This is a genomic window from Eubacterium barkeri (assembly GCF_900107125.1).
GTDB lineage: Bacteria > Bacillota > Clostridia > Eubacteriales > Eubacteriaceae > Eubacterium_O > Eubacterium_O barkeri.
The window spans coordinates 21,197-46,957 of record NZ_FNOU01000016.1 but is presented as its reverse complement, the minus strand read 5'-3'; the positions used below and the strand labels follow the sequence as shown (position 1 = coordinate 46,957).

The 25,761-nt window shown below is 49.5% G+C and carries 23 protein-coding genes and 4 tRNA genes; 4 read left to right on the top strand and 23 right to left on the bottom strand.

The genetic code is table 11. The features are described 5' to 3' along the window. Positions 1-23: 23 nt before the first annotated feature. The 23 genes from BLU30_RS09805 to spoVG form a co-directional block, all read right to left on the bottom strand. Entirely contained in the window at positions 24-752 is a 729-nt protein-coding gene (locus tag BLU30_RS09805; protein WP_090245929.1) for a UPF0489 family protein, read from the bottom strand. Further along, positions 745-1,725: a tRNA dihydrouridine synthase DusB gene (dusB, locus tag BLU30_RS09800; RefSeq protein WP_090245928.1), complete on the bottom strand. Its 981-nt coding sequence runs from the start codon at positions 1,723-1,725 to the stop codon at positions 745-747. The genes BLU30_RS09805 and dusB overlap by 8 nt, the downstream gene beginning before the upstream one ends. Then, entirely contained in the window at positions 1,722-2,507 is a 786-nt protein-coding gene (locus BLU30_RS09795; protein WP_090245926.1) for a type III pantothenate kinase, read from the bottom strand. Before BLU30_RS09795 ends, dusB begins: the two co-directional genes overlap by 4 nt. 20 nt (positions 2,508-2,527) lie before the next feature. Then, positions 2,528-2,959 carry a thioesterase family protein gene (locus tag BLU30_RS09790; protein WP_090245924.1) on the bottom strand — a complete coding sequence of 144 codons (432 nt, stop codon included), beginning with the start codon at positions 2,957-2,959 and terminating at the stop codon, positions 2,528-2,530. A 21-nt stretch (positions 2,960-2,980) separates the two neighbouring features. Next, entirely contained in the window at positions 2,981-4,834 is a 1,854-nt protein-coding gene (ftsH, locus tag BLU30_RS09785) for an ATP-dependent zinc metalloprotease FtsH (RefSeq protein ID WP_207648001.1), read from the bottom strand. A gap of 60 nt (positions 4,835-4,894) precedes the next feature. Continuing rightward, positions 4,895-5,431 (bottom strand): hypoxanthine phosphoribosyltransferase, encoded by a 537-nt coding sequence (gene hpt, locus BLU30_RS09780; RefSeq protein WP_090245923.1) that lies wholly within the window; start codon positions 5,429-5,431, stop codon positions 4,895-4,897. Continuing rightward, positions 5,431-6,825: a tRNA lysidine(34) synthetase TilS gene (tilS, locus tag BLU30_RS09775; RefSeq protein ID WP_176770895.1), complete on the bottom strand. Its 1,395-nt coding sequence runs from the start codon at positions 6,823-6,825 to the stop codon at positions 5,431-5,433. Before tilS ends, hpt begins: the two co-directional genes overlap by 1 nt. Before the next feature lie 101 nt (positions 6,826-6,926). Then, positions 6,927-7,001 (bottom strand) — tRNA-Glu (locus BLU30_RS09770). Between the two features lie 13 nt (positions 7,002-7,014). Further along, a tRNA-Met gene (locus BLU30_RS09765) sits at positions 7,015-7,091 on the bottom strand. Positions 7,092-7,102: 11 nt separating this feature from the next. Then, positions 7,103-7,179: transfer RNA gene (locus BLU30_RS09760), tRNA-Met, on the bottom strand. A gap of 23 nt (positions 7,180-7,202) precedes the next feature. Next, a tRNA-Leu gene (locus tag BLU30_RS09755) sits at positions 7,203-7,291 on the bottom strand. A 155-nt stretch (positions 7,292-7,446) separates the two neighbouring features. Further along, positions 7,447-8,397 carry a Ppx/GppA phosphatase family protein gene (locus BLU30_RS09750; protein ID WP_090245919.1) on the bottom strand — a complete coding sequence of 317 codons (951 nt, stop codon included), beginning with the start codon at positions 8,395-8,397 and terminating at the stop codon, positions 7,447-7,449. After that, the gene (locus tag BLU30_RS09745; protein WP_090245918.1) at positions 8,394-8,768 is read right to left on the bottom strand and encodes an FtsB family cell division protein; all 375 of its coding nucleotides are present in this window, start codon (positions 8,766-8,768) and stop codon (positions 8,394-8,396) included. The genes BLU30_RS09750 and BLU30_RS09745 overlap by 4 nt, the downstream gene beginning before the upstream one ends. A gap of 3 nt (positions 8,769-8,771) precedes the next feature. Then, positions 8,772-9,011, bottom strand: coding sequence for an RNA-binding S4 domain-containing protein (locus tag BLU30_RS09740; RefSeq protein WP_090245915.1), 240 nt, complete (start codon positions 9,009-9,011; stop codon positions 8,772-8,774). 73 nt (positions 9,012-9,084) lie between these two features. Further along, on the bottom strand, positions 9,085-9,357 hold the full coding sequence (locus BLU30_RS09735) for an HU family DNA-binding protein (protein ID WP_090245914.1): 273 nt from the start codon (positions 9,355-9,357) through the stop codon (positions 9,085-9,087). Between the two features lie 106 nt (positions 9,358-9,463). Then, on the bottom strand, positions 9,464-10,912 hold the full coding sequence (gene yabN / locus BLU30_RS09730) for a bifunctional methyltransferase/pyrophosphohydrolase YabN (RefSeq protein WP_090245912.1): 1,449 nt from the start codon (positions 10,910-10,912) through the stop codon (positions 9,464-9,466). Positions 10,913-10,980: 68 nt separating this feature from the next. After that, positions 10,981-12,609 carry a putative polysaccharide biosynthesis protein gene (locus tag BLU30_RS09725; protein WP_090245910.1) on the bottom strand — a complete coding sequence of 543 codons (1,629 nt, stop codon included), beginning with the start codon at positions 12,607-12,609 and terminating at the stop codon, positions 10,981-10,983. 107 nt (positions 12,610-12,716) lie between these two features. Then, complete coding sequence (locus BLU30_RS09720) at positions 12,717-14,207, bottom strand: SurA N-terminal domain-containing protein (RefSeq protein ID WP_090245909.1); 1,491 nt, start codon at positions 14,205-14,207, stop codon at positions 12,717-12,719. A 66-nt stretch (positions 14,208-14,273) separates the two neighbouring features. Then, complete coding sequence (mfd, locus tag BLU30_RS09715) at positions 14,274-17,696, bottom strand: transcription-repair coupling factor (RefSeq protein WP_242873562.1); 3,423 nt, start codon at positions 17,694-17,696, stop codon at positions 14,274-14,276. Beyond that, positions 17,686-18,315, bottom strand: coding sequence for an aminoacyl-tRNA hydrolase (gene pth / locus BLU30_RS09710; RefSeq protein WP_090245907.1), 630 nt, complete (start codon positions 18,313-18,315; stop codon positions 17,686-17,688). The genes mfd and pth overlap by 11 nt, the downstream gene beginning before the upstream one ends. After that, on the bottom strand, positions 18,315-19,277 hold the full coding sequence (locus BLU30_RS09705) for a ribose-phosphate diphosphokinase (protein ID WP_090245906.1): 963 nt from the start codon (positions 19,275-19,277) through the stop codon (positions 18,315-18,317). Before BLU30_RS09705 ends, pth begins: the two co-directional genes overlap by 1 nt. Positions 19,278-19,300: 23 nt before the next feature. Continuing rightward, entirely contained in the window at positions 19,301-20,686 is a 1,386-nt protein-coding gene (gene glmU, locus BLU30_RS09700; protein ID WP_090245904.1) for a bifunctional UDP-N-acetylglucosamine diphosphorylase/glucosamine-1-phosphate N-acetyltransferase GlmU, read from the bottom strand. Between the two features lie 149 nt (positions 20,687-20,835). Further along, a complete protein-coding gene (gene spoVG, locus BLU30_RS09695; protein ID WP_090245903.1) occupies positions 20,836-21,156 on the bottom strand; it encodes a septation regulator SpoVG in 321 nt (106 codons plus the stop codon). Positions 21,157-21,575: 419 nt separating this feature from the next. Between spoVG and murC the strand changes: the two genes are divergently transcribed. From murC to BLU30_RS09675, 4 genes are read left to right on the top strand one after another with little or no spacing between them, the layout of a single operon-like run. Further along, positions 21,576-23,000, top strand: a complete 1,425-nt coding sequence (gene murC, locus BLU30_RS09690; RefSeq protein ID WP_090245901.1) for a UDP-N-acetylmuramate--L-alanine ligase — start codon at positions 21,576-21,578, stop codon at positions 22,998-23,000. Positions 23,001-23,019: 19 nt separating this feature from the next. Continuing rightward, positions 23,020-23,505, top strand: a complete 486-nt coding sequence (locus BLU30_RS09685) for a hypothetical protein (protein ID WP_090245899.1) — start codon at positions 23,020-23,022, stop codon at positions 23,503-23,505. A 12-nt stretch (positions 23,506-23,517) separates the two neighbouring features. Then, positions 23,518-24,405: a hypothetical protein gene (locus BLU30_RS09680; protein ID WP_090245898.1), complete on the top strand. Its 888-nt coding sequence runs from the start codon at positions 23,518-23,520 to the stop codon at positions 24,403-24,405. Positions 24,406-24,416: 11 nt separating this feature from the next. Continuing rightward, positions 24,417-25,757, top strand: coding sequence for a patatin-like phospholipase family protein (locus BLU30_RS09675; RefSeq protein WP_090245896.1), 1,341 nt, complete (start codon positions 24,417-24,419; stop codon positions 25,755-25,757). Positions 25,758-25,761: the final 4 nt, after the last annotated feature.

The following is a 25,761-nucleotide window of genomic DNA, read 5'->3' as shown; positions in this document are numbered from 1 at the left end:
GTAGACAAAGTGCCTTAGCGCGGTCAGGGAGAGGATAAAAAAGACTCAAGGACTTTTAACAAATCCTCCTCGCATTGCTCTAAAGCGTAGGTTTTATCCTGACGCAGATAATGAAAGTATTTTTTTGACCGGGCAACGGTTATACACGTTGCTCCCTGGACCAGGGTTTTAAAGAGGTGATGCTCCCCTCCCAGCTTTAGATCCTCGGGTCTCATAAAATAATCCAAATCGATATCCAGAATATAGGGCTGACCGACAGCCTCCACTTCAAATCCGGCAGACTTGAACATTCCATCCGAAAGATCCCCCACCACATCCCAAGGGACCAGATAATGATGGCCAGTGGGATAAACATGCTTCTCCATGGCATTTAACATATGATAATCGGACAAATACCCAAGGGCCATGGCCGTGTTAATCTGCTCATCATTATTCATATGAGTCATGACTGCCTCCAGGGATTCAAGATTTTCCCTTTGAATCCGGGCCAACACGGTATTTCCCATGGAAGCCACCAACGCATCAGCCCGTTCTGGATCAATGGCCACCGCTCTTTGATAGGCCATCATCCAGAAGGGTGGGTTGGTGTCGGGGTGATAGTCGATGCTGATCAAGGTCAGGGGTTTCCCCAGGTCCAAAGCCGCTGCTCCCCAAAAAAGAATGGCATATTGATGCTCGTCCATCACCGATATGCTTTTTCCTAAGATGTTGTAAACATCGATATGTTGTGACGCTTTAATGGCTTCATTCATCGCGGTAGTTTTCCTGCCAATAGTCCTCTAGCAAATGAATAATATCTGCCTGGGATTCTGTTTTAAAGACGGCATTTCGCAGCTCAGTAGCGTGGCGTAATCCCTTGGTATAGGCCACCAAGTGCTTGCGCATTTCCTTTACCCCTGCGGGTTCAAAGCCCAGTACAGAGAGCAATTTTGTGTGGGCCAGGGCGGCATCAATCTTTTCCCGGGGGGTGGGTGGCTCCGGCAGGATACCGGTTTCCAAATACTGATTGATCCCTTTGAAAATAAAGGGGTTTCCCACCGCACCCCGTCCGATCATTAAACCATCACAGCCCGTGGATTCCAGGGCGATCTTCGCTCCCTCTGCACTTTTGATATCCCCATTTAAAATAATGGGGATATCCCGACTATGGCGTTTCACTTCTGCGATGATTTCCCAATTGGCCTTCCCTTGATAGAAGGCTTCCCGGGTCCGTCCATGAATGGTATGGGCATCGGCACCCGCGGCTTCAATAACCTCCGCCACCTCTCGGATATTGATGGAATCATCATCCCAGCCAATCCGGGTTTTGATGATAACAGGCTTGGTGCTGACCCTCTTCATCCGCTCCACAATTTCCCCCAGGAGCTTGGGGTTCTTCATCAGTGCAGAGCCATCCCCATTCTTCACAATTTTAGGTGCCGGACATCCCGCATTGAAATCCAAAAAGGCAAAGGGACTTGGGTTAATATACCGGTCAACCACTTCCTCCAGGATTCCAGGGTCTGATCCGAAAATCTGGACACCAGCCGGAGCCTCCTTGGGGTCCGTCGCCATTAAGGAGGCGGTCTTGGGGTCTTTGTAGTACAGGCCCTTGGCGCTAATCATTTCAGTAAATACCCCAGCGGCCCCGTATTCACAGGCGAGCAAACGAAAAGGCAGGTTAGTATAACCTGCCAAGGGTGCTAAACATATTTGGTTTTTAAGGACGATGTCTCCAATTTTCATGACATTCTCCTGTGCTTTATGTTTTTATCGTGAATAATTTTAAGTCCCTTCAGAGCCAGTTGGGGGTCAAACACATCGATACGGCTGACCTCTTCCAAGAACATCCGGCCATATCCGCCCGTGGCAATGACCTTCATATCCGGCTCTCCAGTTTCCTGAATCATCTTACTGATAATATAATCCACCTGACCGATGTAGCCATAGACGAGTCCAGCCTGCATACTGGTCACCGTATCCTTGGCCAAAATACTACCAGGCTTAGTAATGGCGATATTAGGCAATTGGGCGGCGTTCCGAAAGAGAGCCTCAGCTGAAATCTGAATCCCCGGTGAGGTCACTTCTGCCACAAAGGCACCGCTGCGATCCACATAATCGTAGGTTGTAGCGGTTCCAAAGTCCAGTACAAGGGAGGGGCCACCGTAGATGGTGTAAGCAGCTACTGCATCCACTATACGGTCAGCCCCCACCTCTGAGGGATCACTGGTCAGGATGGACATTCCTGTCTTAATACCGGGACCCACCATCATGGGATCAATGCCAAAGACCTTTTTCAGGCCGTTGACCATGGAATACATGACATTCGGCACCACCGATGATACAATGACGCTTTTTACCTTTTTGCAGTCCAATCCATCATTTTGGAAGAACCCACGGAATACCACCGCAAATTCATCGGAGGTCCGTGGTGTCTTCGTCATAAAGCGCCAGGAGCAGAGGACCTTGTCCCCCTGAAAGGCACCGATTTCTGTGTTGGTATTTCCAACGTCAACGACTAAAATCATAGTTCCTTTTCCTTAGCTGATTATTCCTTTGCCGCCTGCTCACGTTTTTTAAGAACCTTCCCCATAAAACGGGTCGTCTCCACCACGAAGCGCTGGTGACTTCCCTGGCAGACCTTTTGGGTGGTGTCCCAGGCCTCGACCTCGAAGGTCAGCTTTCGGCTGTCAATTTCCTTTAAAAACACCTTTACCCGGACCTTCATTCCCACCGGTGTCGCTGCAATATGATCCACATTGACATTGACGCCGACAGTGGTGGCCTCATCGGGGAGGCAGAGGGAAGCCATTTCATAGGCTGCATTTTCAACCCAGGAAACCAGGACGGGGGTCGCTAAGACCTCCAACCCTCCGCTTCCCACTGTCTTTGCAGTTTCAGAACGGGTTACCGTATAATCCTTTTTTAATTCCATACCGACCTTCAGCCGGCTCGTCACTAAATCATGTGCCTTATCCATTAAATTTATATACCCTTTTCTTTAAACTTCGGGATTGGGTGTGGCAAATGCTGCCGCCCCGTCAACGACCCCTTCTAATATCTCTTCAGTTTGGTACATCGCCCGGAATTCATCTCCGGTGATGGTGTTGACTCTCAATAATTCCTCAGAAATCTGGACGAGTTTGTCTTTTTTCTCAGTCAGGATATCACAGGCGCGATTAAAGGCCGTTTCAACAATGTTTCGGATTTCTTTATCAATGACTGCCGCAACCTCTTCGCTGTAATTACGGCTGCGTCCCAGGTCTCTGCCCAAGAATACCTCACCGCCGTCATCATGGCCGAAGGTCATGGGTCCTAAGTGATCGCTCATGCCCCATTCGGTGACCATCTTCCGTGCAATGCCTGTGGCCCGCTCAATATCATTGGAGGCCCCGGTGCAAATATCATCCAGGGCAACCTTTTCAGCAGCACGGCCGCCTAAAAGTCCAGCAATACGGTCAAGGAGCATCCCCTTGGACATATGCTGGCTATCATCCATTGGCAGAGAAATGGTATAACCAGCCGCCATTCCCCGGGGAATAATAGAAATTTCATGGACCTCTTCGCCGTTATGGAGATACTCCATCACGATGGCGTGACCCGCTTCATGGTAAGCCGTAATCTTTTGGTCGGATTCCACCACAACTTTGCTCTTCTTTTCCGGACCGGCAATGACCCGTTTAATGGCCTCTTCCAGTTCCGTCATGGTGATGGTATGCCCTTTCTTCCGGGCAGTCAGCAGTGCGGCCTCATTCATCAGGTTTTCCAGATCGGCCCCGGTAAACCCAGGGGTCCCCTTGGCAATGACTTCCAGATTCACCGTAGAATCCAGGGGCTTATCCTTCTTATGGACGTCCAGGATTTCCTTACGGCCCTTGACATCCGGAACCCCTACCATGACCTGACGGTCAAAACGACCAGGCCGAAGCAGGGCAGGATCCAGGATGTCCGGACGGTTGGTCGCCGCGATGATAATGATCCCTTCGTTCACGCCGAAGCCATCCATTTCCACCAGCAGCTGGTTCAGGGTTTGCTCCCGTTCATCGTGACCGCCGCCCAGACCGGCACCACGATGGCGGCCCACGGCGTCGATTTCATCGATGAAAATAATACAGGGTGCATTCTTCTTTGCATTCTCAAACAAGTCCCGGACCCGGGATGCCCCAACCCCAACGAACATTTCAACAAAGTCTGAGCCCGAAATGATGAAGAAGGGAACCCCAGCTTCACCTGCGACAGCACGGGCCAGGAGGGTTTTACCGGTCCCCGGAGGGCCCACGAGTAATACCCCCTTTGGAATACGGGCACCCAGACGGTTATAACGCTCTGGTGCCTTGAGGAAATCGACAATTTCAGCCAATTCCTCCTTTTCCTCATCAGCCCCTGCCACATTGGCAAAGGTAACCTTCTTGTCAGCATCGGTGTGCATTCGGGCTTTACTTTTCCCAAAACTCATCACCTTTCCGCCGCCTCCGGTCTGTTGGGACATCATAACCAGGAACACAACCAGCATAATGATGAGGATTCCCGAGGGAATCAGGGATACCCACCAACTCTGATCTTCCGCAATTTCCACCTTCATGCTTGGGTTTTCCAAAATATACTGGCTAACTTCGGTATCGATGGTGTATTCTGGAACGATTGCGCTGAACTGCTCTCCTGAGGATAACTTCCCAGTGGCCTTTGAGCCATCAATCTTAATTTCAGCAACCTGTTTACCCGCCAGCTCATTGAGCAGTTGGCTATAGGTTAAATCCTTCACTTCGGATTTCATGGGGTTCAAAAATGAAACCGCCAAAATGATGATAAGCAGGATCATCAGATAAAATCCAATCATCTTCAGATATTTATTCAATATTCACACTCCTTTCAATTTGCTGTTTCTCACCTGGTTGCACCAGGAAGAACTCAGCCCTTATTCATACACTTCTCTTTTTAGGATGCCCACATAGGGCAAATTCCGATAGCATTGGTTATAATCCAGGCCATACCCCACCACAAATTCATTGGGAATGGTAAACCCGGAATAATCAACCGCCACCGGTATCTCACGCCGCTCCGGTTTGTCAAGCAAGGTACAGATTGTCACACTGGAGGCGCCCTTTTTGTCAAAGGCATCCCGGATGCGGGCCAGGGTATGGCCAGAATCCACGATATCCTCGACGATGATGACATCACGGCCATCAATGGGGATCTCCATAATCTCTGTTACCTTCACATCACCGGAACTCTCCGCCCCGGCACCGTAGCTGGCGGCACTGATAAAGGCGATTTGTACATCTCCCTCAATCTGACGGATCAGGTCTGAGAAAAAAACCACACTTCCCTTTAAAATACAAATGGCCAAAACGGACCGACCACAGAAATCCCTGGAAATCTGCTGGCCCATCTCCCGAACGCGCTTGCTTAACGTTTCTTCCGTTAACAGTATTCGTTCAACATCTTTGTTCACTACACTTTCTCCATCTTCATCCATAAAATTTTTGGCAACCCACCATCCAGGCTTAGATTTCGACTCACCGCATAACCAGGGATCCAGAGAATTTCCTCACCCATGACTAATAACGGCAGCCGATCCCGTTCTGCCCGGGGCAGTTTTCGATCAATATAAAAGGATTTGATTTTTTTTCTTCCCTGCATTCCGGGCAATGCGATAACATCCCCGGCTTTTCGTGTTCTTAGCACAAGATTATCTTTAATTTTACCATAGTCAATGAAAATTTCACTACTAATTTTCTTTTTTTGTAACATTTTTAAGTCTTGCAAAAGCATCACATCCACTGTAAAGCGATAGCCATTCAATTCATAGATGCCGGGCCTTTCAGTCGAAATCCTCACTTCCTCTATGGAAACGGTATCTTCCTGTGCTTCTGGAATCCCCACCAGCACGCGTTGATAATCCTTACGTACCACGATGCCCCGAGGCAATTGAATCTCACCATTTCCGATTTTTTCAGACAAAAAGGTACAAGCCTTCTGGATATGGACCCGCCCGATGTCCAGAAGGGTTCCAGTTACTTCCAGGATGGCCGCCCGCAAAATCTTCCTCTGTATAAAGGGAGATTCCCGTAAAAAACATTCCAGATCGTAGTCCAGCCAGCCATCAGCGCCAATAACAAAGTGCTGCCTTCCCCATAGTACGACCTGATCCTCCACCACAGCCTCATAATCTAACGCCTCCTCGGCAAAGACAGCCAGGTGCTTAGCCACCTGGGGATTGATGGCCTTTAACTGGGGAATGATGTCATGACGCAGCCGATTCCGGGTCATGGTGAGGTCATCATTCGTACAGTCATGACGATAGTCTAAACGATAAACCTTACAATAAGCTTCGATTTCTTCCCGGGTCACACATAGAAAGGGACGAATTTTTTGCCCATCGGCCGCGGGAATCCCCGCAGCTCCGGCCATACCTGTCCCCCGGATGAGGCGCATCAGGACAGTTTCTGCCTGATCATCCAAGTGGTGCGCAGTGGCCAATCGGGTAAAACCTTTTTTATCCATGATTTCTCTAAAAAAAGCATACCGTGCCTGACGCCCGGCTACTTCAACTCCCACCTTGTCCTCCCCAGCCAAGCCTGGGACATCGGCTAGTCCACCGTAAAAGGGAACATTCAGGGAATGACACATGGCCTCCACAAAAGCAGCATCGCCATCTGCCACCCTTCCCCGCATGCCATGATGGAGATGGGCTGCGCCCAGACGGATCCCTAAACCCTCCCGGCTCTGGGATAAAAAATGCAACAAGGCCAGTGAATCTGCCCCGCCGGAAACTCCGACCAGCACAGAATCACCAGCCTTTATCATCTGATGTTTCTTAATATAAGCGTGTACTTTTTCCTTCATCGTCATACCTTTTCCATTCCTGGTTGGATTCTGCAACGCTGAACGAACGTATAAAAAAACTGGTTGAAAGCAAGCTTCCACCAGTAATTTTAAGAATTCAATGGTGACCCCTGGGGGAATCGAACCCCCGTTACCGCCGTGAAAGGGCGGTGTCTTGACCGCTTGACCAAGGGGCCATTTTAATATTAATGGTAGCGGCGAACGGAGTCGAACCGCTGACACTACGGGTATGAACCGTATGCTCTAGCCAACTGAGCTACGCCGCCATTAAAAAAATTGGTTGCGGGGGCAGGATTTGAACCTACGGCCTCCGGGTTATGAGCCCGACGAGCTACCAAACTGCTCCACCCCGCGATGTTAAAAAATATTTAATTAAGTGGTGCCGGAGATCGGAATCGAACCGATACGATCGAAAAGGATCGCAGGATTTTAAGTCCTGTGCGTCTGCCAGTTCCGCCACTCCGGCGTTCCGCTGCTGTCCCTCACCCGAAGGACAAGCATTAGTATACACTGTGAAACCCCATCTGTCAACATGTTTTTTAAAAAAATATCTTTTTTTTTAATAAATCCAGTCAAAAACATCATTCTCTGTGTATACCAATACTTATCCGCCCTGTTCGACTATTCTAAAAAAGCACTGTAAGCTGCGCCCTCCAGATTATCATAATCGCATACAATAAAAGCATCCTCCTGGGTTGCGGCTAAAATCTGCTCTAAGATGCAAGCCCCTGCAATAATAATATCGGCACGTTTTGCCTCGAGCCCCGCAATTTTCCGGCGCTCTTCTAAGGGGATGGCGGCTAATTCATTGATGATTCGCCCCAAGGACTCCCGGGTGATCAAACTGCCGTGGACTTTCTGGCTATCGTACACCGTTAAACCCTGCTCAATGGTTGATAGGGTTGTTGCTGTTCCGCCAATTCCAATAAGATGCTTCGGCCTGGTGCCTTTAAAGGCACCCAGGGCATCCATGAGCTTTCCAGACACATCCTTTTTAAGGGCATCCAGTTCTCCTTGCGTCGGCGGGTCCTGATGGATAAAGGCCTCTGTTCCGCGGACACACCCCATATTGAGGCTGACCATCCGGTCCAGGGTTTTCCCTTCGCCATAGATCAACTCCGTGCTCCCCCCTCCGATATCAAAGATGAGGATTGGCTCCTCGAAGCATTGGGATGCCCCGATAAACCCATAGGCTGCCTCCTGTTCACCAGATACCACCACGACATCCAGGCCTAACTTTTCCTTTGCACTGTCGATGAATTGGCCTGTGTTGTCCGCATCCCGCATGGCGCTGGTTCCAAAAATATAATACTCCTTTACCCCATAATCCGCAGCAATGGCCTTGTACTCTGCCAGGGCATCCATATTGCGTTTCATGGCATCGGGATGAAGACTGCCAGTGGCACCGACATCCTGGCCCATTCGGGTGTACCGTACCGATTTATTGACCCGGACCAGATTCCCCCCTTCATCCTGACGGAAAATGAGCAGTCGGGTTGAATTGGTTCCAATATCAATGACGGCTCGATTTCCCCGGTTTTCGGGGGGGGTTGCACAATTTCCTTCACTCATTGGGTTTCTCCTTCCTGAGTGGTATTCTCTCCCTTATTTTGCTCTTCTTGGGCATTCTGACTCTCTTTATTTTCGGGTATTGTTACAACGACCTTCTCTTCGGGGTAATACAGGCGCAAATATTTTCTTGCAATGTACTCCACATAGGATTTGGAACCAATTTGATTATTGGCCTCATTCAGCTCTGCTGCCCGCTCTTCTTCCTGGGTGATCTGTGACTGAAGGTCCCCCTTTTGCTTCTCTAACCGGTAGATTTTGTAGAAGTTCTGACCGAAAAGAAACAGAAGGACTGCACCGATGACAAAGATTGTCAATAGTGTCGCCCGCTGCTTATAAATCCATCGACAGAAATGTTGAAATTTAGCTTTCATGGGTTATATCTCCCGGTACATTTCCTCTGCCTTATCCTTGGGGGCATGCTCTAAAAGCTGTAAGACCTCCACGGTCTGTTCCCCGTTACCGTAGGCAATGGTAAGGATATCCCCTACCTTAAGCTTACTTCCCGGCTTGGCTTCTTTTCCATTGATGGTGATTCGTCCTCCATCACAGGCTGCCTTTCCCACAGTCCGGCGCTTGATGAGTCGGGCATTTTTTAAAAACTTATCGACGCGCATTGTGTCACCTCCTTGGTTGCATTTTGCTGGTATAATATAGAAAGCCGGAGCAGATGCCCCGGCTTATGTGTTCCTAGTTTAATGAATCTTTGAATGCCTTGCCTGCTTTGAAGGCGGGTGCTTTGGAAGCTTTGATTTCAATGGGTTCTTTTGTTCTCGGATTCAAACCGGTTCTTGCTGCGCGTTCCCGTACATCAAAGGTGCCAAATCCTACTAAGGCAACTTTGTCATCCTTCTTTAAGGCTTCCATAACGGAGTCCATAAATGCCGCTAAAGCTTTTTCGGAATCTTTTTTCGATAAACCGGATTTTTCTGACATTGCTGATACTAACTCTGATTTGTTCATTACTATCCCTCCAAATTATCACAGAAATATTATGCTACTAATTATAAGCCCACCAGAACACAAAAAACAAGCTTTTTCTGGGTTTTTTGGCCATTCTCGCCCTTTTTTATTCCCTTTTTAAGGCTTTTGCCTGTTCCCATAGGATATCCAGGCCAGCCAGATCATAATTTTCCAAATTCTGACCCTCCGCCTTTGCCATTTTCTCCATGCCTTTAAAGCGATGAATGAATTTTGTGCCTGCGGCATTTAGGGCCAGTTCGGGCTGAACGCCAGCTAAACGGGCGACATTAACCGCGGCAAAGAGAAGGTCTCCAATTTCTTCGATGATATGAGATTCCTCTCCTGCTGCCAAGGCTTCCTCAACCTCAGCCATCTCCTCGGCCACCTTAGGCAGCGCATCCTGGGGATTTCCCCAATCAAAGCCGACTTTTCCTGCCTTGGACTGAATTTTATAGGCTCTCAACAAGGCGGGAAAAGCCCTTGGAATCCTGGACATTTCCTCGGAAAGGCTGTCATACCCCTTTTCACGCTGCTTCACCGCTGCCCAAATCTTCTCCACATCTTCGCCGGTTTCTGCCTGGGCATCCCCAAAGATATGCACATGACGCCGTACCATCTTTTCATTGATGCCCTCAATGACATCATTCATGGTGAAGAGACCATCTTCCTTCCCTAATTGGGCGTGGAAAACGATCTGGAGCAGCAGGTCTCCCAGCTCCTCTACCAAATTGTCCAAATCCCCGGCTTCGATGGCATCGATCACCTCATAGGTTTCTTCTAACAAATACTGCTTGAGGGATTCATGGGTCTGCTCCCGGTCCCAGGGACACCCACCAGGGGCACGCAGCGTCTCCATAATGGATAAAAGCTTGGTATAATCCCTTAGACTCTTGGTCTGGGCAGGAATATACAATGTTGTCAGATGGTCCACAAACTCCCGATCCATCTGGTAAAGGGGTATCCAACGGATGGCTTCATCGGGGGTCCCCGCCGACTGGATCAAGGCTACCTCAACCTGATCCCCATAAATATCCATTAAGGCCAGCTTCGTTTCCGATGCCATATGAGCACTGTGAACCTGAGTAATCAGGGCAGCAGAAGAGGGGCCCGGTTTTTGGCTCCCCGCCACCACGGCGTAGGCATCCAAAATGGCTAGTCCGGCCACCGGATCATGGGCCACGGCTACCATACAGGCATCGATAAAGCTGACCCCACTGTACAGGCGCGTCCCCACACCTGCTTCCTGACATTTCTTAAGCAACATCATTACGGTGGACTCGCCACACAGTGGATTGCCGGGTACAGCATAGACGATATCCTCGGTGCCAGCCGCCATTACGGCGGATACAATGGCCCCATACACCGCCTCAAAGGTCGGCAGGGTGTCGTAGAAATCATCAAAGGCCGTGTATGGGATTTGCCGGGCATCTAACCAGGCGACTGTGGGATGGATGGCCGTGCGCAAATAAACGGGTCGGCCGCTGCCTAATACGTCAATGGTTTCATTGGTCAATTGGTCCGGATTCCCCGGGCCAAGGCCTAGGATATGTATCATTATGGGTTCCTTTCAAAAAATACTCTTTCAGGGGGCCATAGAAAGGGGAAGGGATTCCTCCCCTCACTTTACGACCGCAGTCGCCGTTTCAGTCCCTCCACCTTCTTATAAACGGGCCTAATGAATTTCTGACCCGGGAGGGCCGAGAGCTCCTCTGCCCCAATGCCCCCAGTGAGCAGCATCACAAAGGCATAAACAGCGATGGATGCCACCATGGAAACCAGCAGGCCGGCGACATTGCCCAGGAGGGCACGGATCGCGGTGTAGGTTCCCCAGGTGACTAACCCCATAACCGCCGAGGACACCAATGGCTTAATGACTGTTTGCTCCCAATGGATGCGCACCCCGGTAAAACGCTTGACAAAGAGGTAATTGGCCACGGTGAGAAGCACAAAGGTAATCAAAGAGGAAAGACCAATACCGTAGATATTGATGGCTGGAATGGCCAGGAAGATCCAGCAGCTCCCAATACGGATGATGGCGGCCAGGGCCAGGTTAATGAGCGGAACCCGCATTCGGTTAATGGACTGAAGGATACTCTGGAAAATATTGGACAGCATCATAAAAATAGTGGCATAGGCAAAAACCTGCATCATCCCACCGCCGTACTCTGAGCCAGGGAACAGCAAATCGAAAATGCCATAGGATAATACCGATAAGCCAATGCAGCAGGGTAAGGCGACCATCACCACCAAGCGGATGGCAATATCGATTTTGGCATTCATGGTTTTCTTATCCCCCAGGGCGAAGGATTCAGAAATGGCAGGGATCATGGCCACTGCCAGATTACCGGAAATGACCAAGGGAACATTAATGAGGGTATCCACATTGGTATAATCCCCAAACATAGTGGTGGCAGTATAACTATCAATGCCAGCCAGCAGCAACCTCGGAATATAAATCATGGAATCGACGGTTGCAAAAAGGGAGACAATGGAGCTGGTCAGGGTAACGGGAATGGAAATAACCAGCAGCCGCTTTAAAATCTCCCCGGTGTCCATCCGGGATTTGACCAGCTGATGGGAAAACCTATCCTTATTGGCAGAGGTAAAGGTCCAGAAGGTGTAGCCCAGGAAGATGGCGGCAAAAAACCCTCCAACGGTGGCCCCCATAACGGCACCTCCCACGGCCATGCCCACGCCGTAGCCATTATGGATACAGAACCAGGCTAAAAATACACCGAGGCCCACCCGGATGATCTGCTCAATGATCTGGGAGATGGCTGTAGGGGTCATAATCTGATACCCCTGGAAATAGCCCCTAAAGGCCGAGCAAACGGAGATGATAAAAGGCGCCAGGGCAATGGCCATAATGGACGGATAGCTTTCCTGGGGCCAATGGGACACTCCGATGAGGAAATCTGCCCCAATGAATAAAAACAGCGTTGATACTGCCCCTAGAAGGCAAAGTGCCAGGGTAGACACCCGAAAAATACTTCGGGCTCCCCGAAAGTCACCAATGGCCACACTCTCAGAAATCATAATGGAGATGGCCACAGGGAGCCCCACAGTGGAGACCATCAGCAGGGTATTGTAGATACTGGTAACATTGCCGTAAATCCCGTTGCCATAGCTGCCCACCAGGTGGTACAGCGGTACTTTATAAAACAACCCCAACATCCGGGACAGGATTCCCGCCGCAGCCAGGATCGTTGCGCCCTTTAGATACCCACTGGCTTTACTTTTACTATTACTCACTCAATACCTCCCATATTCGACACGTCGATTCCCTTAAATCCGTTAAAAGGGGCTGCCGCATAGAAACACAGAATGCGGCAGCCCGATTATTTTTTTGTTTTGTGCCCTTAATCCATGACCTTTTCATTCACTTTTACATTCAGTTCTGATTTAAGGGTATCCACATATTCTTCGCTAATGGTTTTAATCTCACCGATATCAACCTTCAGACCATCGGTCAGTTTTTTCTTGTACTTATCGAAGGCTGCTCCACCCTTTTCATCCTTGATGGCCTGGGTAATGGCATCCTTGTTATCCTCCCAGGTAGTGGTGCCGTCCTTCTTGTCATAAACGAAAATAACATGGTAGCCATAATCGGTCTTGACTGGTCCCCCCACGGTATTGACATCCATGCTGAAGGCTTTATTGGAGAAGGCTTCAACCATCTTTGTACGGTTGAAGCTGCCTAAATCCGTGTCTTCGGTGACCTCGCTGTTGTTTTTATACTCATCCATAACCTTCTTAAATTCGTCCTTGGTTTTACAGTCCTTGGCCTTTTGATAGATTTCATCGGACAAATCTTTATTCTTTGTGAGGATATGGCAGGCTGATACCGTGCTGGTATCGTAGGTGTTTTTATTCTTTTCGTAATAGCTTTTGATCTGGGCATCGGTAACGGTAATATCGTCAATCATCTTTTGCTTAATGGCCGTTTCTGCCGCATTCCCCTTGGCTTCCTGCTTTTGATATTCTTTATACTTGGCGACCGTCAGATCATAGTTTTTCAGGAAATCCGATAAAGCACTTTCATCGCTAAAAAACATATCCACCGTTGACTGCAGGGTTTTCTGGGCCGTTTTAATGGCATCATCGCTGATTTCAATATTATTGTCTTCACAATATTTAATCATCTCATTGGCTGTCCCAATATTCTTAAAGATGGTCTCATTGGTGGTCTTCATGGTGGCATCATCGGTTTGCAGGGCCGCTCCGGTGGTATAATAAGCCATCAGGGTTTGCCCAATGTAATGATAATTGTATTCACCCCGGGTGACCTCTGTACCATCCACCGTACCTAGAGATGTTTTAAGATAATCCTCGGGATTTTTTTCCACACTGTCGGTATAAGCCGTCAAACATTTATCCGCATAAGCGCTGGTAACGGCATTATCTTCCATATATGCCCCAAAGGATTCATCATTTGTATTATTATTACTCAAGATACTGTTGTATTTTTTATCCACTTCTTTTTTTATGCTGTCGTAAGAGGACTTCCCGGTTTTCTTCGCAGCAGCTTCATCTACCTTCAGGCCATCTTTTTTGGCCTTAGCTGCCAAAACCTGAGTCTGCACCACCCCGTCAAAAACCTGTTTTTTCATGGTCTTTAAATCTGATCCGGTGGGAAGGCTGGTCCCATTAGCTGCATAATACATTTCGGCATAAGCCAATGCATTATTATAATTGGATTTTGTGACATCCGTGCCGTCGATGGTCATCATCGTCTGGGCGCTATCGCGCTCAGGATTAACCGATACCAGGCTACACCCGGAAAAAAGCATCCCCAAGCCGAGGGTAACGGTCACTCCCAGTACCATCTTTCGTATTGTTGTTTTTTTCATATTTCTCTCCTGTCATTATCAAATATGGACTATTTTAGCATATATTATGCAAAAATGGGCTCCAATTTACAATTCCTTTAGAAAATTGATGATTTCCTGTAGTTGCTCTGGCCCGGCCTCACGCCTGAGAGTAATACTCCATACATTATCTTTATTGGGAAGTGCCTTAAATTTTACACCATAACGGCTGAATAAAAGGGGAATTCGTTCCGGATTAGGAATGGGGACCTCCCGCTCCGCGTCAAAGTAAAAGCGGATAACGGTTCCCCTTTGGCGGATTTCCTCCATTCCCAGCCTTTTGGCCAGGTGCTTGATAATGGCAATATGCATAAGGTTTTGTACCCCCTGGGGCACTGGCCCAAAGCGATCGATGAGCTCTTCGGTCAAATCGGCATACTCCTTCTCGCTTCTTATATAGGAAAGCTTTTTGTACACCTCGTACTTCAGCTCCTCACTGTCAATATAGCTTTCCGGTACATAGCCATCTACATCCAAATTGATTTTCAGCGGATTTTCCAGCTTAGCGGATTCTTTTCCTTCCAGACGGCTTTCCATGGTTTCTTCCAATATCCGGCAATACATCTCATACCCTATATTGAACAGATGTCCGGATTGCTCCGCCCCTAAAAGGTTCCCCGCCCCCCGGATTTCCAAATCCCGCATGGCGACCTTGAAGCCTGAGCCAAAGGCCGTAAAATCCTTAATGGCCTTAAGTCGTTTTTGGGCGATTTCGCTGAGGACCTGCTTGTGATGGGTCACATAGCAATAGGCCTGGACATCTGAGCGGCCCACCCGTCCCCTGAGTTGATACAACTGGGATAATCCGAAGGTATCCCCATTATCCACAATCATGGTATTGGCATTACTCACATCCATCCCCGATTCCACAATGGTGGTGGTCACTAGAATATCGTACTCCTTATTTTCAAAGGCCAGCATGACATCCTCCAGCTCCGGGCCACTCATTTGTCCGTGGGCCACGATGATCCGGGCGTCCGGAACCATCTGCTGGACCTTTCCCGCTACGTCCATAATGTCGTGGACCCGATTGTGGACAAAATAAACCTGGCCTCCCCGGGCCAGCTCCCGCTCCATGGCATCCCCCAGGATCACGGGGTTGTAGCGCATCACATAGGTCTGCACCGGGCGTCTTCCCTGGGGCGGCTCCTCAATGACGCTCATATCCCGCACCCCGGTCATGGACATATGAAGGGTCCTGGGAATAGGGGTCGCACTGAGGGTAAGGACATCCACATTTTCCCGGAGGGTTTTGAGCTTTTCCTTGGCCCGGACCCCAAAACGCTGCTCCTCATCCACAATGAGAAGACCTAAATCCTTAAATTTAATATCCTTGGATAACAGCCGATGGGTGCCGACAATGAGGTCTACCTTCCCCTCGGACACATCCAGAAGGGTTGCTTTTTGCTGCTTTAGCGTTCGGAACCGGCTGATGATGTCCACTGCCACCGGATAATGGGAGAACCGTTTTTTGATGGTGTTGTAATGCTGCTGGGCCAGGATCGTGGTGGGCACTAAAATGGCCACCTGTTTTCCCTCCATGATGGCCTTAAAGGCCGCCCGCAGAGCGACCTCGGTCTTACCATAGCCCACATCACCGCAGAGCAAGCGGTCCATGGGGATAGCCTTTTCCATGTCCCCCTTAATCTCTTCGGCGCTGCGCAGCTGATCGTCCGTTTCCTCATAGGGAAAGGCATCTTCAAATTCCTGCTGCCAGGTGGTATCCGGGCTATAGGCATAGCCCTTTATGGATCGGCGCTTGGCATACAGGGCGATGAGCTCTTCGGCCATGTCCTCCACGGCTTTACGGGCCCGGGATTTTGCCCTGGCCCACTCCGGATGCCCCAGTTTATTCAGCTTGGGCACCCGGTCTCCCCCGGTGCCAATATAGGCCTGAACCGCATCCATTTGCTCGATGGATAAATAAAACCGAGCATCCCCCTGGTACTCAATAACCATGAGGTCCTTGGTCAGTCCATCGATGGTCATCTGCTCCACCCCTCGGTAAATCCCGATGCCATGGATATCGTGGACCACATAATCCCCAACCTTCAGCTGGGCAAAGGAATCGATTTTTCGCCCCTTCAGGCGATGCCGGCGCTTAGCCCGACGTCGTTCCTTAAAGAGCTCCGATTCATTGATAAAGGCTAATCCTGCAGCAGGCAGTTCAAAGCCCTCGACAAGCTCTCCGGTAAGGAGGGTAATGCCTGGGTTATCCCCGGTCAACTCCCCTTCAAAGCCCTGCTCCACCAAAAAAGCTTTAACATTTTTCTTGGTCTGCTCACTTTTGCAGCAAATTCCCAGGGTAAAGCCTTGGCTGATCCGACGGCTCAGGTAATCCACAAAAACATCAATGCGTCCAGCAAAGCTTTCCAGATCCCTGGACCCAATGTCCATCACCTTGCCATCGGCTGTTCCATCCATAAAAAGGGAAGCCCGAAGCTGGGGTCTGCCCGCGGCCTTGGCCATAAAGGCGTCCAGGGTCAAAAAGGTGTTTTTTTCCTCTGGTAAAATTTCATTGGCTTCAATGAGTCCCTCTAAATCTGCCCAGGCTCTTCCCAGAAAGATGTCGCAGGTTTCCTGGGCCCGTTCCGGCTCATCCCAAAGGATGGCCCCTTCCCCCAGGTAATCTAAGAGGGTCACCCGCTCTGGCATGAAGGCCAACAGGGTTTCGTCAAAGGAAGACAGGTCTGCCTTCATATCCGCTAACAGATAGGTGCGCCCCGCATCCTGGCCATGGACCTTTGCCAAGGCCTTCCATGCGGCTTCCCGTTCCTCCGGGCTCAGGGTCGTCCGTCTGGCCGGCGCAATGACCGCCATTTCCAAATTCCCCTCGGAGCGCTGGGTCTCGGGATCAAAGGACCGGATGGATTCCACCTCGTCGTCAAAGAAATCAATGCGGCAGGGGGCCGTTGCCGTAATGGGGTAAATATCAACAATCCCACCCCGGAGGGCAAACTGTCCCCGGGCCTCCACAGCGTCCTCCCGGACATATCCCCGGTCCACCAGCCTTCCTACTAAGTCCATGGGGTCCACCGTATCCCCGGGACGGATGGTCAAAAAACGCGCCGCTTGTGTAGCGGCAGGCAGCATTTCCCGCAAAAGGGCATCTGCCGAGGTCACCACCAGGGACCGTTTCCCTGAAAGAAGGCGGGCGATGGTGGTCATTTGACTTTGGGTAATCTCCTGGCTATGGGCATCGGAAAAATACGTGTGTACCGGCTCCACCGGGTAACCCACCACCACTTCTCCTAAAAACTGATGCAGTACCTGCTCCTGGCGAGCGGCCTCCCGCTCCGTCGCCGTCACCACCAACAGGTTCCCACTTCCGGACTGCCACATGGCCAACGCCAAAAAACCTTTCAAACCAGTTTTAACGTTTGAAAGGTTGATGATGCCTTCCTGCTCCAGTGCCGTCATGGCATCCTGGATTGGGGCAGCCTTTATCATTTTTTCATATTCATGCTTCACGGGGTGCCTCCACAACGTCGGGCTCTTCCACCGGTTTTTCCACCGCAGGCTTCTTCGGTTTTCGGTTGATGCGGTTCATGGCCACATCAATATCCTGCTCCAGGTAAAAATTGACCCCTTGGGCCACCTTAGCGCACATATCCTCCACACTTTTCATGGCCTCCTCATCAAGCTTTGCCAGGACGAAATCCGCCAAATCCCAATGTGCTGGCTTTTTACCAATACCCATCCGGACCCGGGGAAATCCACCGTCCCCCAGCTCCTCTAAAATGGAGCGCATCCCGTTATGGGTGCCTGCACTTCCTTTTTTCCGGATACGCAGCTGCCCCAGCTCCAGGTCGATATCATCGTAAATCACGAGAATATCCTCCAGGGGAACATCGTAATAATCCGCCAATTCCCGAACACAGCGACCGCTTAAATTCATGTAGGTTTGGGGCTTGACCAGCATGACCTTCTGGCCATTTTCAAAAAAAGTTCCGGTGAGTCCATGATGTTCATTTTTTGTCAGCTGGACATGCTTTTCTTTTGCAATGGCATCAATGGCCAGAAACCCGACGTTATGCCGGGTTCTGGCGTACTCAATACCAGGATTGCCCAGTCCAATAATGAGAATCATTAGTTATAAGCAGGGGTATCGAACAACTTGCTCAAGGAGCGGCCGAAGTGGATATAGTCGATGGCCCGGCCAAAAAGATAGCCCGTATTCAAAACCTTGATTTTGTCAATCTGCTTTTCCTCCGGAATCACCAGGGTATCCAGGGTGACCAGCTCCGTTAAGGCAGAATCCTGAAGGCGCTCGATGGCTGGTCCGGAGAGAACGGCATGGGTACAGCCAGCCCGCACCGATTTGGCCCCCAGCTTAATGAGTGCATCCGCACCACTGGTAATGGTTCCCGCCGTATCGATCATATCATCTACCATGATACAGTTTTTTCCTTCGATATTCCCGATGACATTCATCACCGCCGTTTCATTGGGGCGGGGACGTTCTTTATCAATCAGGGCAAAGGGAACACCCAGGGTGCGGGCAAGCTTTCTGGTTCGTTTCACGCTGCCGGCATCTGGTGCCACGACACACATATCATCAAGCTTCAAGCGCGAGAAGTAATCCGCAATGATCCCACCGCCGGTAAGGTGGTCCAGGGGGATATCGAAAAAGCCCTGAATCTGGTTGGAATGTAAGTCCATACAGATAACCCGATCCGCTCCGGCCGTTGTCAGCAGATTCGCCACCAGCTTCGCGGTAATGGGATCCCGGGATTTCGCCTTGCGATCCTGACGGGCATAACCATAATAGGGAATGACTGCATTAATCCGACCTGCCGATGCCCGCTTCATGGCATCGATAATGATCAGCAGTTCCATCAGGTTATCGTTGCAGGGATAGCCCGTGGACTGAATGACATAGACATCCGCACCACGAACCGATTCATACACATTCAAGGCGATTTCACCATCGCTGAAATGTACCACCTCGGCGTTGGCCAGGGGGACCTCTAAATAATCTGCGATATCCTGGGCCAGCTTCCGGTTTGAATTCCCGGCAATCAGCTTGATTCCTCCGAATTTTCCATCCATTTGTGTTGTGAGCCTCCTAAAATCTATTTCTCTTTTTTACCATGCATCTGCGTCATTTTTTCCGCATAACCGACTTTATTAACTTGACGAGCCCTGGCAATAGCCAGGCTATCCTCAGGTACTTCCTGGGTAATGGTGGAGCCAGCTGCCACATAGGAGCCCTCCCGCACCGTCACAGGTGAAATCAAATTGCTGTTACATCCGATAAAGCAATTATCTTCAACCACGGTTTTAAACTTATTGACCCCATCGTAATTGACAAACACCGTGCCGCAGCCCAAATTAACATTTCGGCCAACCTCGGCATCCCCAATATAGGTCAGGTGTGAGGCCTTAGCCCCATCCTTCATGACCGCGTTCTTTACCTCGACAAAATCCCCAACCTTCACATCCTTTCCGATGCGGCTGTTCGGCCGCAGGTAAGCGTAGGGTCCAATATGGGAACCACTATCCACCGTACTGTTTAATATGGTTGAAATCTGGACCTCAACATTATCGGCAATGGTTGAATCCACAATCCGGCAATTCTGACCGATGATGCAGTCAGCACCGATATCCACACACCCCTCGGTAATCACCCCGGGGTATACCACGGTATCCTGGCCAATGGTGGTGTCTGCGCTGATATAAGTGGCGGTGGGATCGATGAGGATGACCCCCTGTGCCATCAAGCGAGCGTTAATCCGTCGTCGCATAATGGCCTCAACCTGGGCCAACTGACCCTTGGAGTTCACTGCAGCGATATCCTCCACATCCGGGGTGGCATATGTTCCCACCTTTTTACCCATGGTGCGCAGAATTTCAATGGTATCCGTCAGGTAATATTCACCCTGGACGTTCTCAGGCACAATCTTTGCCAGGGCTTCCCGCAGACAGGCGGCATCAAAGCAGTACATCCCGGAGTTGATCTCCTGGATGGCTCGTTCCTCTGCCGTAGCATCCTTATGCTCCACAATTTTAATGAGAGCATCCCCCTCTTTGACCATGCGCCCGTAACCCGTGGGATCGTCGAACACCGCGGTGAGTACAGTTGCCCCATAGCTGCCGGCTTCGTGGGCGGCAATCATCTCCATTAAGGTTTCTGGCCGGATCAGGGGGGCATCCCCCACTAAGACCAGTACATTGCCCTCAAAGTCCTCTAAAAAAGCGGACGCCTGCATGACGGCATGACCGGTACCCAGCTGTTCGGCCTGGAGAAAGGTTTGAACCCCCTCAGGCAGGCTGTTTTTCACCGCCTCTGCCTGGAAGCCCACAATAACGGCGATATCCGATACCCCCGCTGCCTGGTTGGCCCGAATGACATGCCCCAGAAGGGTTTCGCCACAGGCCCGATGAAGGACCTTCGGATTCTTAGAAACCATCCGGGTGCCCTGTCCGGCTGCCAGGATGATGGTTTTTGTTGCTTTCATACTGCCTCTTTTCCCAATGGTTTATAAATATTTTTGATTTTTTTCAATCAATATTGATGATACCTTTAATTCGCTCCCCTGTCCATGACTAATTCATTCCTGTAAACGAAAAAAAGGAGAACGCCGTCTCCTTTTTGTGATTTGTATCCTCATTCTTCTTCGAAATCTTCGACGAGTTCGATATGCTGATTTCCCTGGTCTTCCTCTCCTTTTTCAAAAACCGCCTTGTCATAGGCTTCCAGCACCACCGACTGCATTTCCCTGCGCATACTGGAGGTTATGGGGTGACAAATGTCCTTAAACTCGCCGTCCGGCGTCTTCCGGCTGGGCATGGCGATAAAGAATCCGCTTTGCCCCTCAATGACTTTAATATCGTGGATTACGAAGGTGTCATCAAAGGTTACAGAAACAATGCCCCTCATTTTACCGGTTGGGTACAATTTCCTTACTCTTACGTCTGTAATTTCCATGGTTCAGGTCTTCCCCCTTTTGAAAAATAATTATGTAAGCCTGGTTGTTGTATATGTTATCATATTTCCATCAAAAATGAAATACTTTTCAATGATTTTTTAGGAGTTGACAATTTTTTACTCTCGGTGACTGTGAGCAACCATGCAAGGCTGGTCCAAGAGCTTAAAAAGCGATTGGCTACCAGCTACTGCTGCGCTGTTGCTTGCAAAGCTGGACGCGATATCGGATACACAAGCTCAACAGGTTTTCTTATTTTTCCTTCGGAAAAAACCTGTCTCCCTTGCGAACCATCGGTCACCGGCTGCTATTCGCTCACGCTCATATAGCAGCAGCCTACAGCTTTGCTGCGCTGTTGCTTGCAAAGCTGGACGCGATGGCTTATAATTATAGCAATGCTAGAGTAGCAAGGAGTAAGATTTTGAAAAAAGAACTCGAAAAAACATTTCATAAACCAATTAATAAGCTCTTTTTCATCGGGATTGGTGGGAGCAGCATGAGCGGATTGGCGGGCATGGCTTTAGACCAGGGCCTGTCTGTCGAAGGCTCGGATATGGTGGAATCCTCATATACTGGTAAGCTGAAGGAACGGGATGTCATCATTCATATCGGCCATAATTATCAAAATATTCCCGAGGACACAGATTTAGTCGTATACTCTGCGGCCATCCATGACGATAACCCGGATATGGTGAGAGCCACCGATTTGGGCTTACCAAAGGTGGAGCGTTCGGATTATCTCGGCCTCCTCTCCCACGTCTTTCCCAAGACCATCGGTGTTGCCGGTACCCATGGAAAAACCACCACCTCCTCCATGATGGCGGCCCTGCTCCATTATGATGGACGAGACCCCAGTGTGAGCATCGGCGGCAAGCTGGACGAAATCGGCGGGAATGCCTGTCTGGGCCACAGTGACTATTTGGTCATCGAATCCTGTGAATATGTGGATTCCTTTTTAAAAACCCAGCATTACCTGGGGATCATCACCAACATTGAGGAGGACCACCTGGATTATTTCAAAGGTGGTTTATCCCAGATTAAGGAATCCTTCCACCAATTTGGCGCAATTCTGCCAAAGGATGGGCTTATGGTGGCCTATGGGGATTCCCAGGATGTCCTCGACGCCGTGGCGGACCTGCGCTGCCCGGTGGTGACCTATGGCCTTTCAGAGGATAACGACTGGGTCGCTAAAAACATTACCTATAATGAACAGGGAAATCCATCCTTTGACGCCACCCATCATGGTACCTTTGTTGGACATTTTTCCTTAAGGATTCCCGGTGAGCACAATGTTTTAAACGCCATGTCCTGCATTGCTGCTGCCGATTTTCTTGACATTGAAAAGGATGTTCTGACCCGTACCCTTCAGAACTTCGGTGGGGCGAAGCGCCGTTTTGAATTCCGGGGTGAAGTGGAAGGGATTAATGTCTACGAGGACTACGCCCATCATCCCACCGAGCTGAAGGTGGTGGTCCAGGCCTGTTTAAATCATGCCCATAAGCGGTTATGGGTTATTTTCCAGCCCCACACCTATTCCCGTACCTATTATTTGTTTGACGATTTTGTGGATGCCTTTGAAGGTGCGGACAAAATTATCCTCAACGATATCTATTCTGACCGGGAGGACAATGATTGGGATATTTATTCCGAGGATTTAGCCAAGATTATCAAATTGAAGCATCAAACCCCAACGGTCGTTATGACTGATTTTGAAGATATTGTTAAATATCTCACGGATAATCTGGAATCCGGCGATTTGGTGCTGGTGGCCGGTTCCCAGACCATTAATAAGGTCGCCTATCTGCTGGTGGATGCCCTGAAAGAGAAATATCCCCAGGGCCAATAAAGAACAGGAGGAATACCCCATGTTCCCATTTTTATCCCCTTCCATCTTTTGGGGAAACCTCGGATTTTTGGGGCTTTCCTTCGTTATTTTAGTGGGTATCCTACCCATGGTATTCTATGTTTTTTCATCCATCGGCTACCAGACCATGGCGAAGGCCAGGGGGATTGAATATCCCTGGCTCGCCTGGCTGCCGGTTCTGCGGCTCTATCTTCTTGGTGAAATCGTTGGTGAGAAGATGGTCTTTATCCGCTGGACCATCCATTATATTCAGGTTATTGCACCTGTTTTGGCAGTGGTCTCATTTCTTTTCCTTTGCCTTTCATGGATCGGACCGATCCTGGCCGCACTCTATCTTCTGGTATCCTACACCCTGACCTATCGGCTCCTTCGACTGTACAATAATGCCCACGCCACCACGTTGCTGCTGCTTTCTATCGTCCTCCCATTCCTGTTGAGTCTGTACCCTTTTATCCTGCGTCATCGGGTATGGACCGAGTATTTATAAGGAGGTCCTTCTATGTATCCTGATTATTTCTTTTCCTCGGTCTATGATCTACTGCCATTTTTCATGGTCCTGAGTATTCTAGCCATCTTTTTCCTGTTCTTTTTGCTGTCATTGGCCATACTGTCCTACATTTTTTTAAGCCTTTCCCTTTACACCATGGCGAAAAATCGCCATTTCAAGCATTCCTGGCTGGCCTGGGTTCCTGGGGCAAGGCGCTATATCCAAGGCGGTCTGATCGGAGATGGCGTCCTTATCGGTTCCTGGTATATTCCCTGGGCTAGTCTATTTCTGCCCCTTTTAGGGTTAGCCCTTATTTTTCTAAATTCTGCTTTAGGGGCCATTCCGCCTATGGGCTGGTTTTTACTTATTCTGGTGAATATCGCCGTATTGGTTTACGATTATTGTGGGCTATACCGTTTGTATAAAATCTATGCAGGGCACAATGCCGTGCTCTACACCGTGTTGTCCATCGTTCCGGTCACGGCCATTGCCGCTCCCTTCTTCCTCTTTGCCATTCGGAACAATCCAGCGGATTTTTCCCAGATACGTGTTGATCCGCCCAAGGCAAAGCCCTGGGGTAGCTACGATATTCTGGCCCTGGCCAGCGGTATTCTGACCCTGTTTACCGCTCCCTATGGCAATGCATTTTGGATTGGTGTCCTGGCCATTCTTTTCGCCATTCTGGCTTTCCAGGAGCTGAGGGTGACCCATCGCCCCCATACCCTGGCACTCCTTGGCTTAATCTTTGGAATCCTGGGTATTCTGCTGAATTTTATTCTGCCGGCACTGTTTTCGACTTTTATGGACAGCACTGTTTTTTCACCTTTTTTGAATCAGTACGATAATTACACGCCCCATCACTCCGATTTGTTTGACATCATGGATGGGCATTATATTTAGGAGGTCTCCTTATGGATGAAAAAAAAGAATACGGATTAGTCCTCAGCGGCGGTGGTACTAAGGGTGCCTTTGAAATTGGGGTTTGGAAGGCCCTTCAGGAGATGGATACCCCCATTTCCTGTGTTATTGGGACCTCCATCGGAGCCCTGAATGCTGCCTTGATCGCCCAGAATGATTTTGATGCAGCCTATGATTTTTGGACAAATTTAACCATTAACCAGGTGCTGAATCTCAATACCACCATGGTCAATAAATATCTCAACCACTGGTCTGGAGCCAGCTTTGATTTGTTTCGCCTTGCCTTTATTAATGATTTGTTTCGAGGAGGACTGGATATTAGCCCTCTGCGGGCAAATTTGTCTCGACTGATTGATGAAGAGAAGATACGAAAATCATCCATTCGTCTGGGGCTTGTCACGGTGGAGCTAAACACACTCAGCCCCACCCAGCTCATGATTGAAGAAATCCCAGAGGGAAAGCTTTTGGATTATTTGTTAGCCAGTGCTGCCCTCCCGGTTTTTCAACGCCAGGAAATCGACGGGAAAACCTATTTAGATGGGGGGTTTTATGATAATGTCCCCATTAATTTTATGGCCAGCAGCGGCTACAAAAATATTATTTCTGTGGAGTTTCCCGCCATTGGCTTTAAACAACGAGTGGATCACAATGATATCCATTTAACGGTGGTTGAGAATTCTGAATACCTGGGGATGACCCTGGAATTTGACCAGGAAACCATTCGCAATAATATTGAAATGGGGGATTTGGACTGTAAAAAAACCTTCGGCCAGCTTTTGGGGAAATACTATTATTTCAATACGGCTTCTGGGACACAGTTTTATGAAAAACTGGCAGAATTCATGGGTTCTCCCCTGGAGGATGTCAATGCCCGCCAGGAGGTTGCCATGCTTCTTGGTATCCCGGAAAATTCTAAAAAGGACACCATTGTGATGGCCATTGCCAATGTTCTGCGGCGGACGAACTACCCCAAGGATGAGGCGCCCTTGCTGGTCCTCCTGGAAATGGCTGGGCGCAGCCTTGGGGTGGAACGAATGGCAGCCTACACCCCGGACCGGTTTTTACTGGCGATTCTCACCGCCCTGGAGACCCTTACCCGGACCAACCTCGCCTTTATTAAACGGGATGATACCATCAAAAAGGCCTTCGATGCCGATAATAATTATCGCCCCGGAAGCCTCTTCGATTTTATTTCCTTTTATGTGCTTTTTGTAGGATCCTCCAAGGATTTACCCATTCCCACCATCAGGACCTTGATTAAGAAGTTTACTCCGGAGTTTGCACTCTCCATTTTGCTCCTGATTTATCTGCATCAGCTATTGCGCAAAAAGTGAGCAG

Excerpts from the sequence above, each read along its gene's own strand:
- BLU30_RS09805 (WP_090245929.1), bottom strand. The coding sequence starts at position 752 with ATGAATGAAGCCATTAAAGCGTCACAACATATCGATGTTTACAACATC.
- dusB (WP_090245928.1), bottom strand. The coding sequence starts at position 1,725 with ATGAAAATTGGAGACATCGTCCTTAAAAACCAAATATGTTTAGCACCC.
- BLU30_RS09795 (WP_090245926.1), bottom strand. The coding sequence starts at position 2,507 with ATGATTTTAGTCGTTGACGTTGGAAATACCAACACAGAAATCGGTGCC.
- BLU30_RS09790 (WP_090245924.1), bottom strand. The coding sequence starts at position 2,959 with ATGGATAAGGCACATGATTTAGTGACGAGCCGGCTGAAGGTCGGTATG.
- tilS (WP_176770895.1), bottom strand. The coding sequence starts at position 6,825 with ATGAAGGAAAAAGTACACGCTTATATTAAGAAACATCAGATGATAAAG.
- BLU30_RS09750 (WP_090245919.1), bottom strand. The coding sequence starts at position 8,397 with ATGAGTGAAGGAAATTGTGCAACCCCCCCCGAAAACCGGGGAAATCGA.
- BLU30_RS09745 (WP_090245918.1), bottom strand. The coding sequence starts at position 8,768 with ATGAAAGCTAAATTTCAACATTTCTGTCGATGGATTTATAAGCAGCGG.
- BLU30_RS09740 (WP_090245915.1), bottom strand. The coding sequence starts at position 9,011 with ATGCGCGTCGATAAGTTTTTAAAAAATGCCCGACTCATCAAGCGCCGG.
- BLU30_RS09735 (WP_090245914.1), bottom strand. The coding sequence starts at position 9,357 with ATGAACAAATCAGAGTTAGTATCAGCAATGTCAGAAAAATCCGGTTTA.
- yabN (WP_090245912.1), bottom strand. The coding sequence starts at position 10,912 with ATGATACATATCCTAGGCCTTGGCCCGGGGAATCCGGACCAATTGACC.
- BLU30_RS09720 (WP_090245909.1), bottom strand. The coding sequence starts at position 14,207 with ATGAAAAAAACAACAATACGAAAGATGGTACTGGGAGTGACCGTTACC.
- pth (WP_090245907.1), bottom strand. The coding sequence starts at position 18,315 with ATGATTCTCATTATTGGACTGGGCAATCCTGGTATTGAGTACGCCAGA.
- BLU30_RS09705 (WP_090245906.1), bottom strand. The coding sequence starts at position 19,277 with ATGGATGGAAAATTCGGAGGAATCAAGCTGATTGCCGGGAATTCAAAC.
- glmU (WP_090245904.1), bottom strand. The coding sequence starts at position 20,686 with ATGAAAGCAACAAAAACCATCATCCTGGCAGCCGGACAGGGCACCCGG.
- spoVG (WP_090245903.1), bottom strand. The coding sequence starts at position 21,156 with ATGGAAATTACAGACGTAAGAGTAAGGAAATTGTACCCAACCGGTAAA.
- BLU30_RS09685 (WP_090245899.1), top strand. The coding sequence starts at position 23,020 with ATGTTCCCATTTTTATCCCCTTCCATCTTTTGGGGAAACCTCGGATTT.
- BLU30_RS09680 (WP_090245898.1), top strand. The coding sequence starts at position 23,518 with ATGTATCCTGATTATTTCTTTTCCTCGGTCTATGATCTACTGCCATTT.
- BLU30_RS09675 (WP_090245896.1), top strand. The coding sequence starts at position 24,417 with ATGGATGAAAAAAAAGAATACGGATTAGTCCTCAGCGGCGGTGGTACT.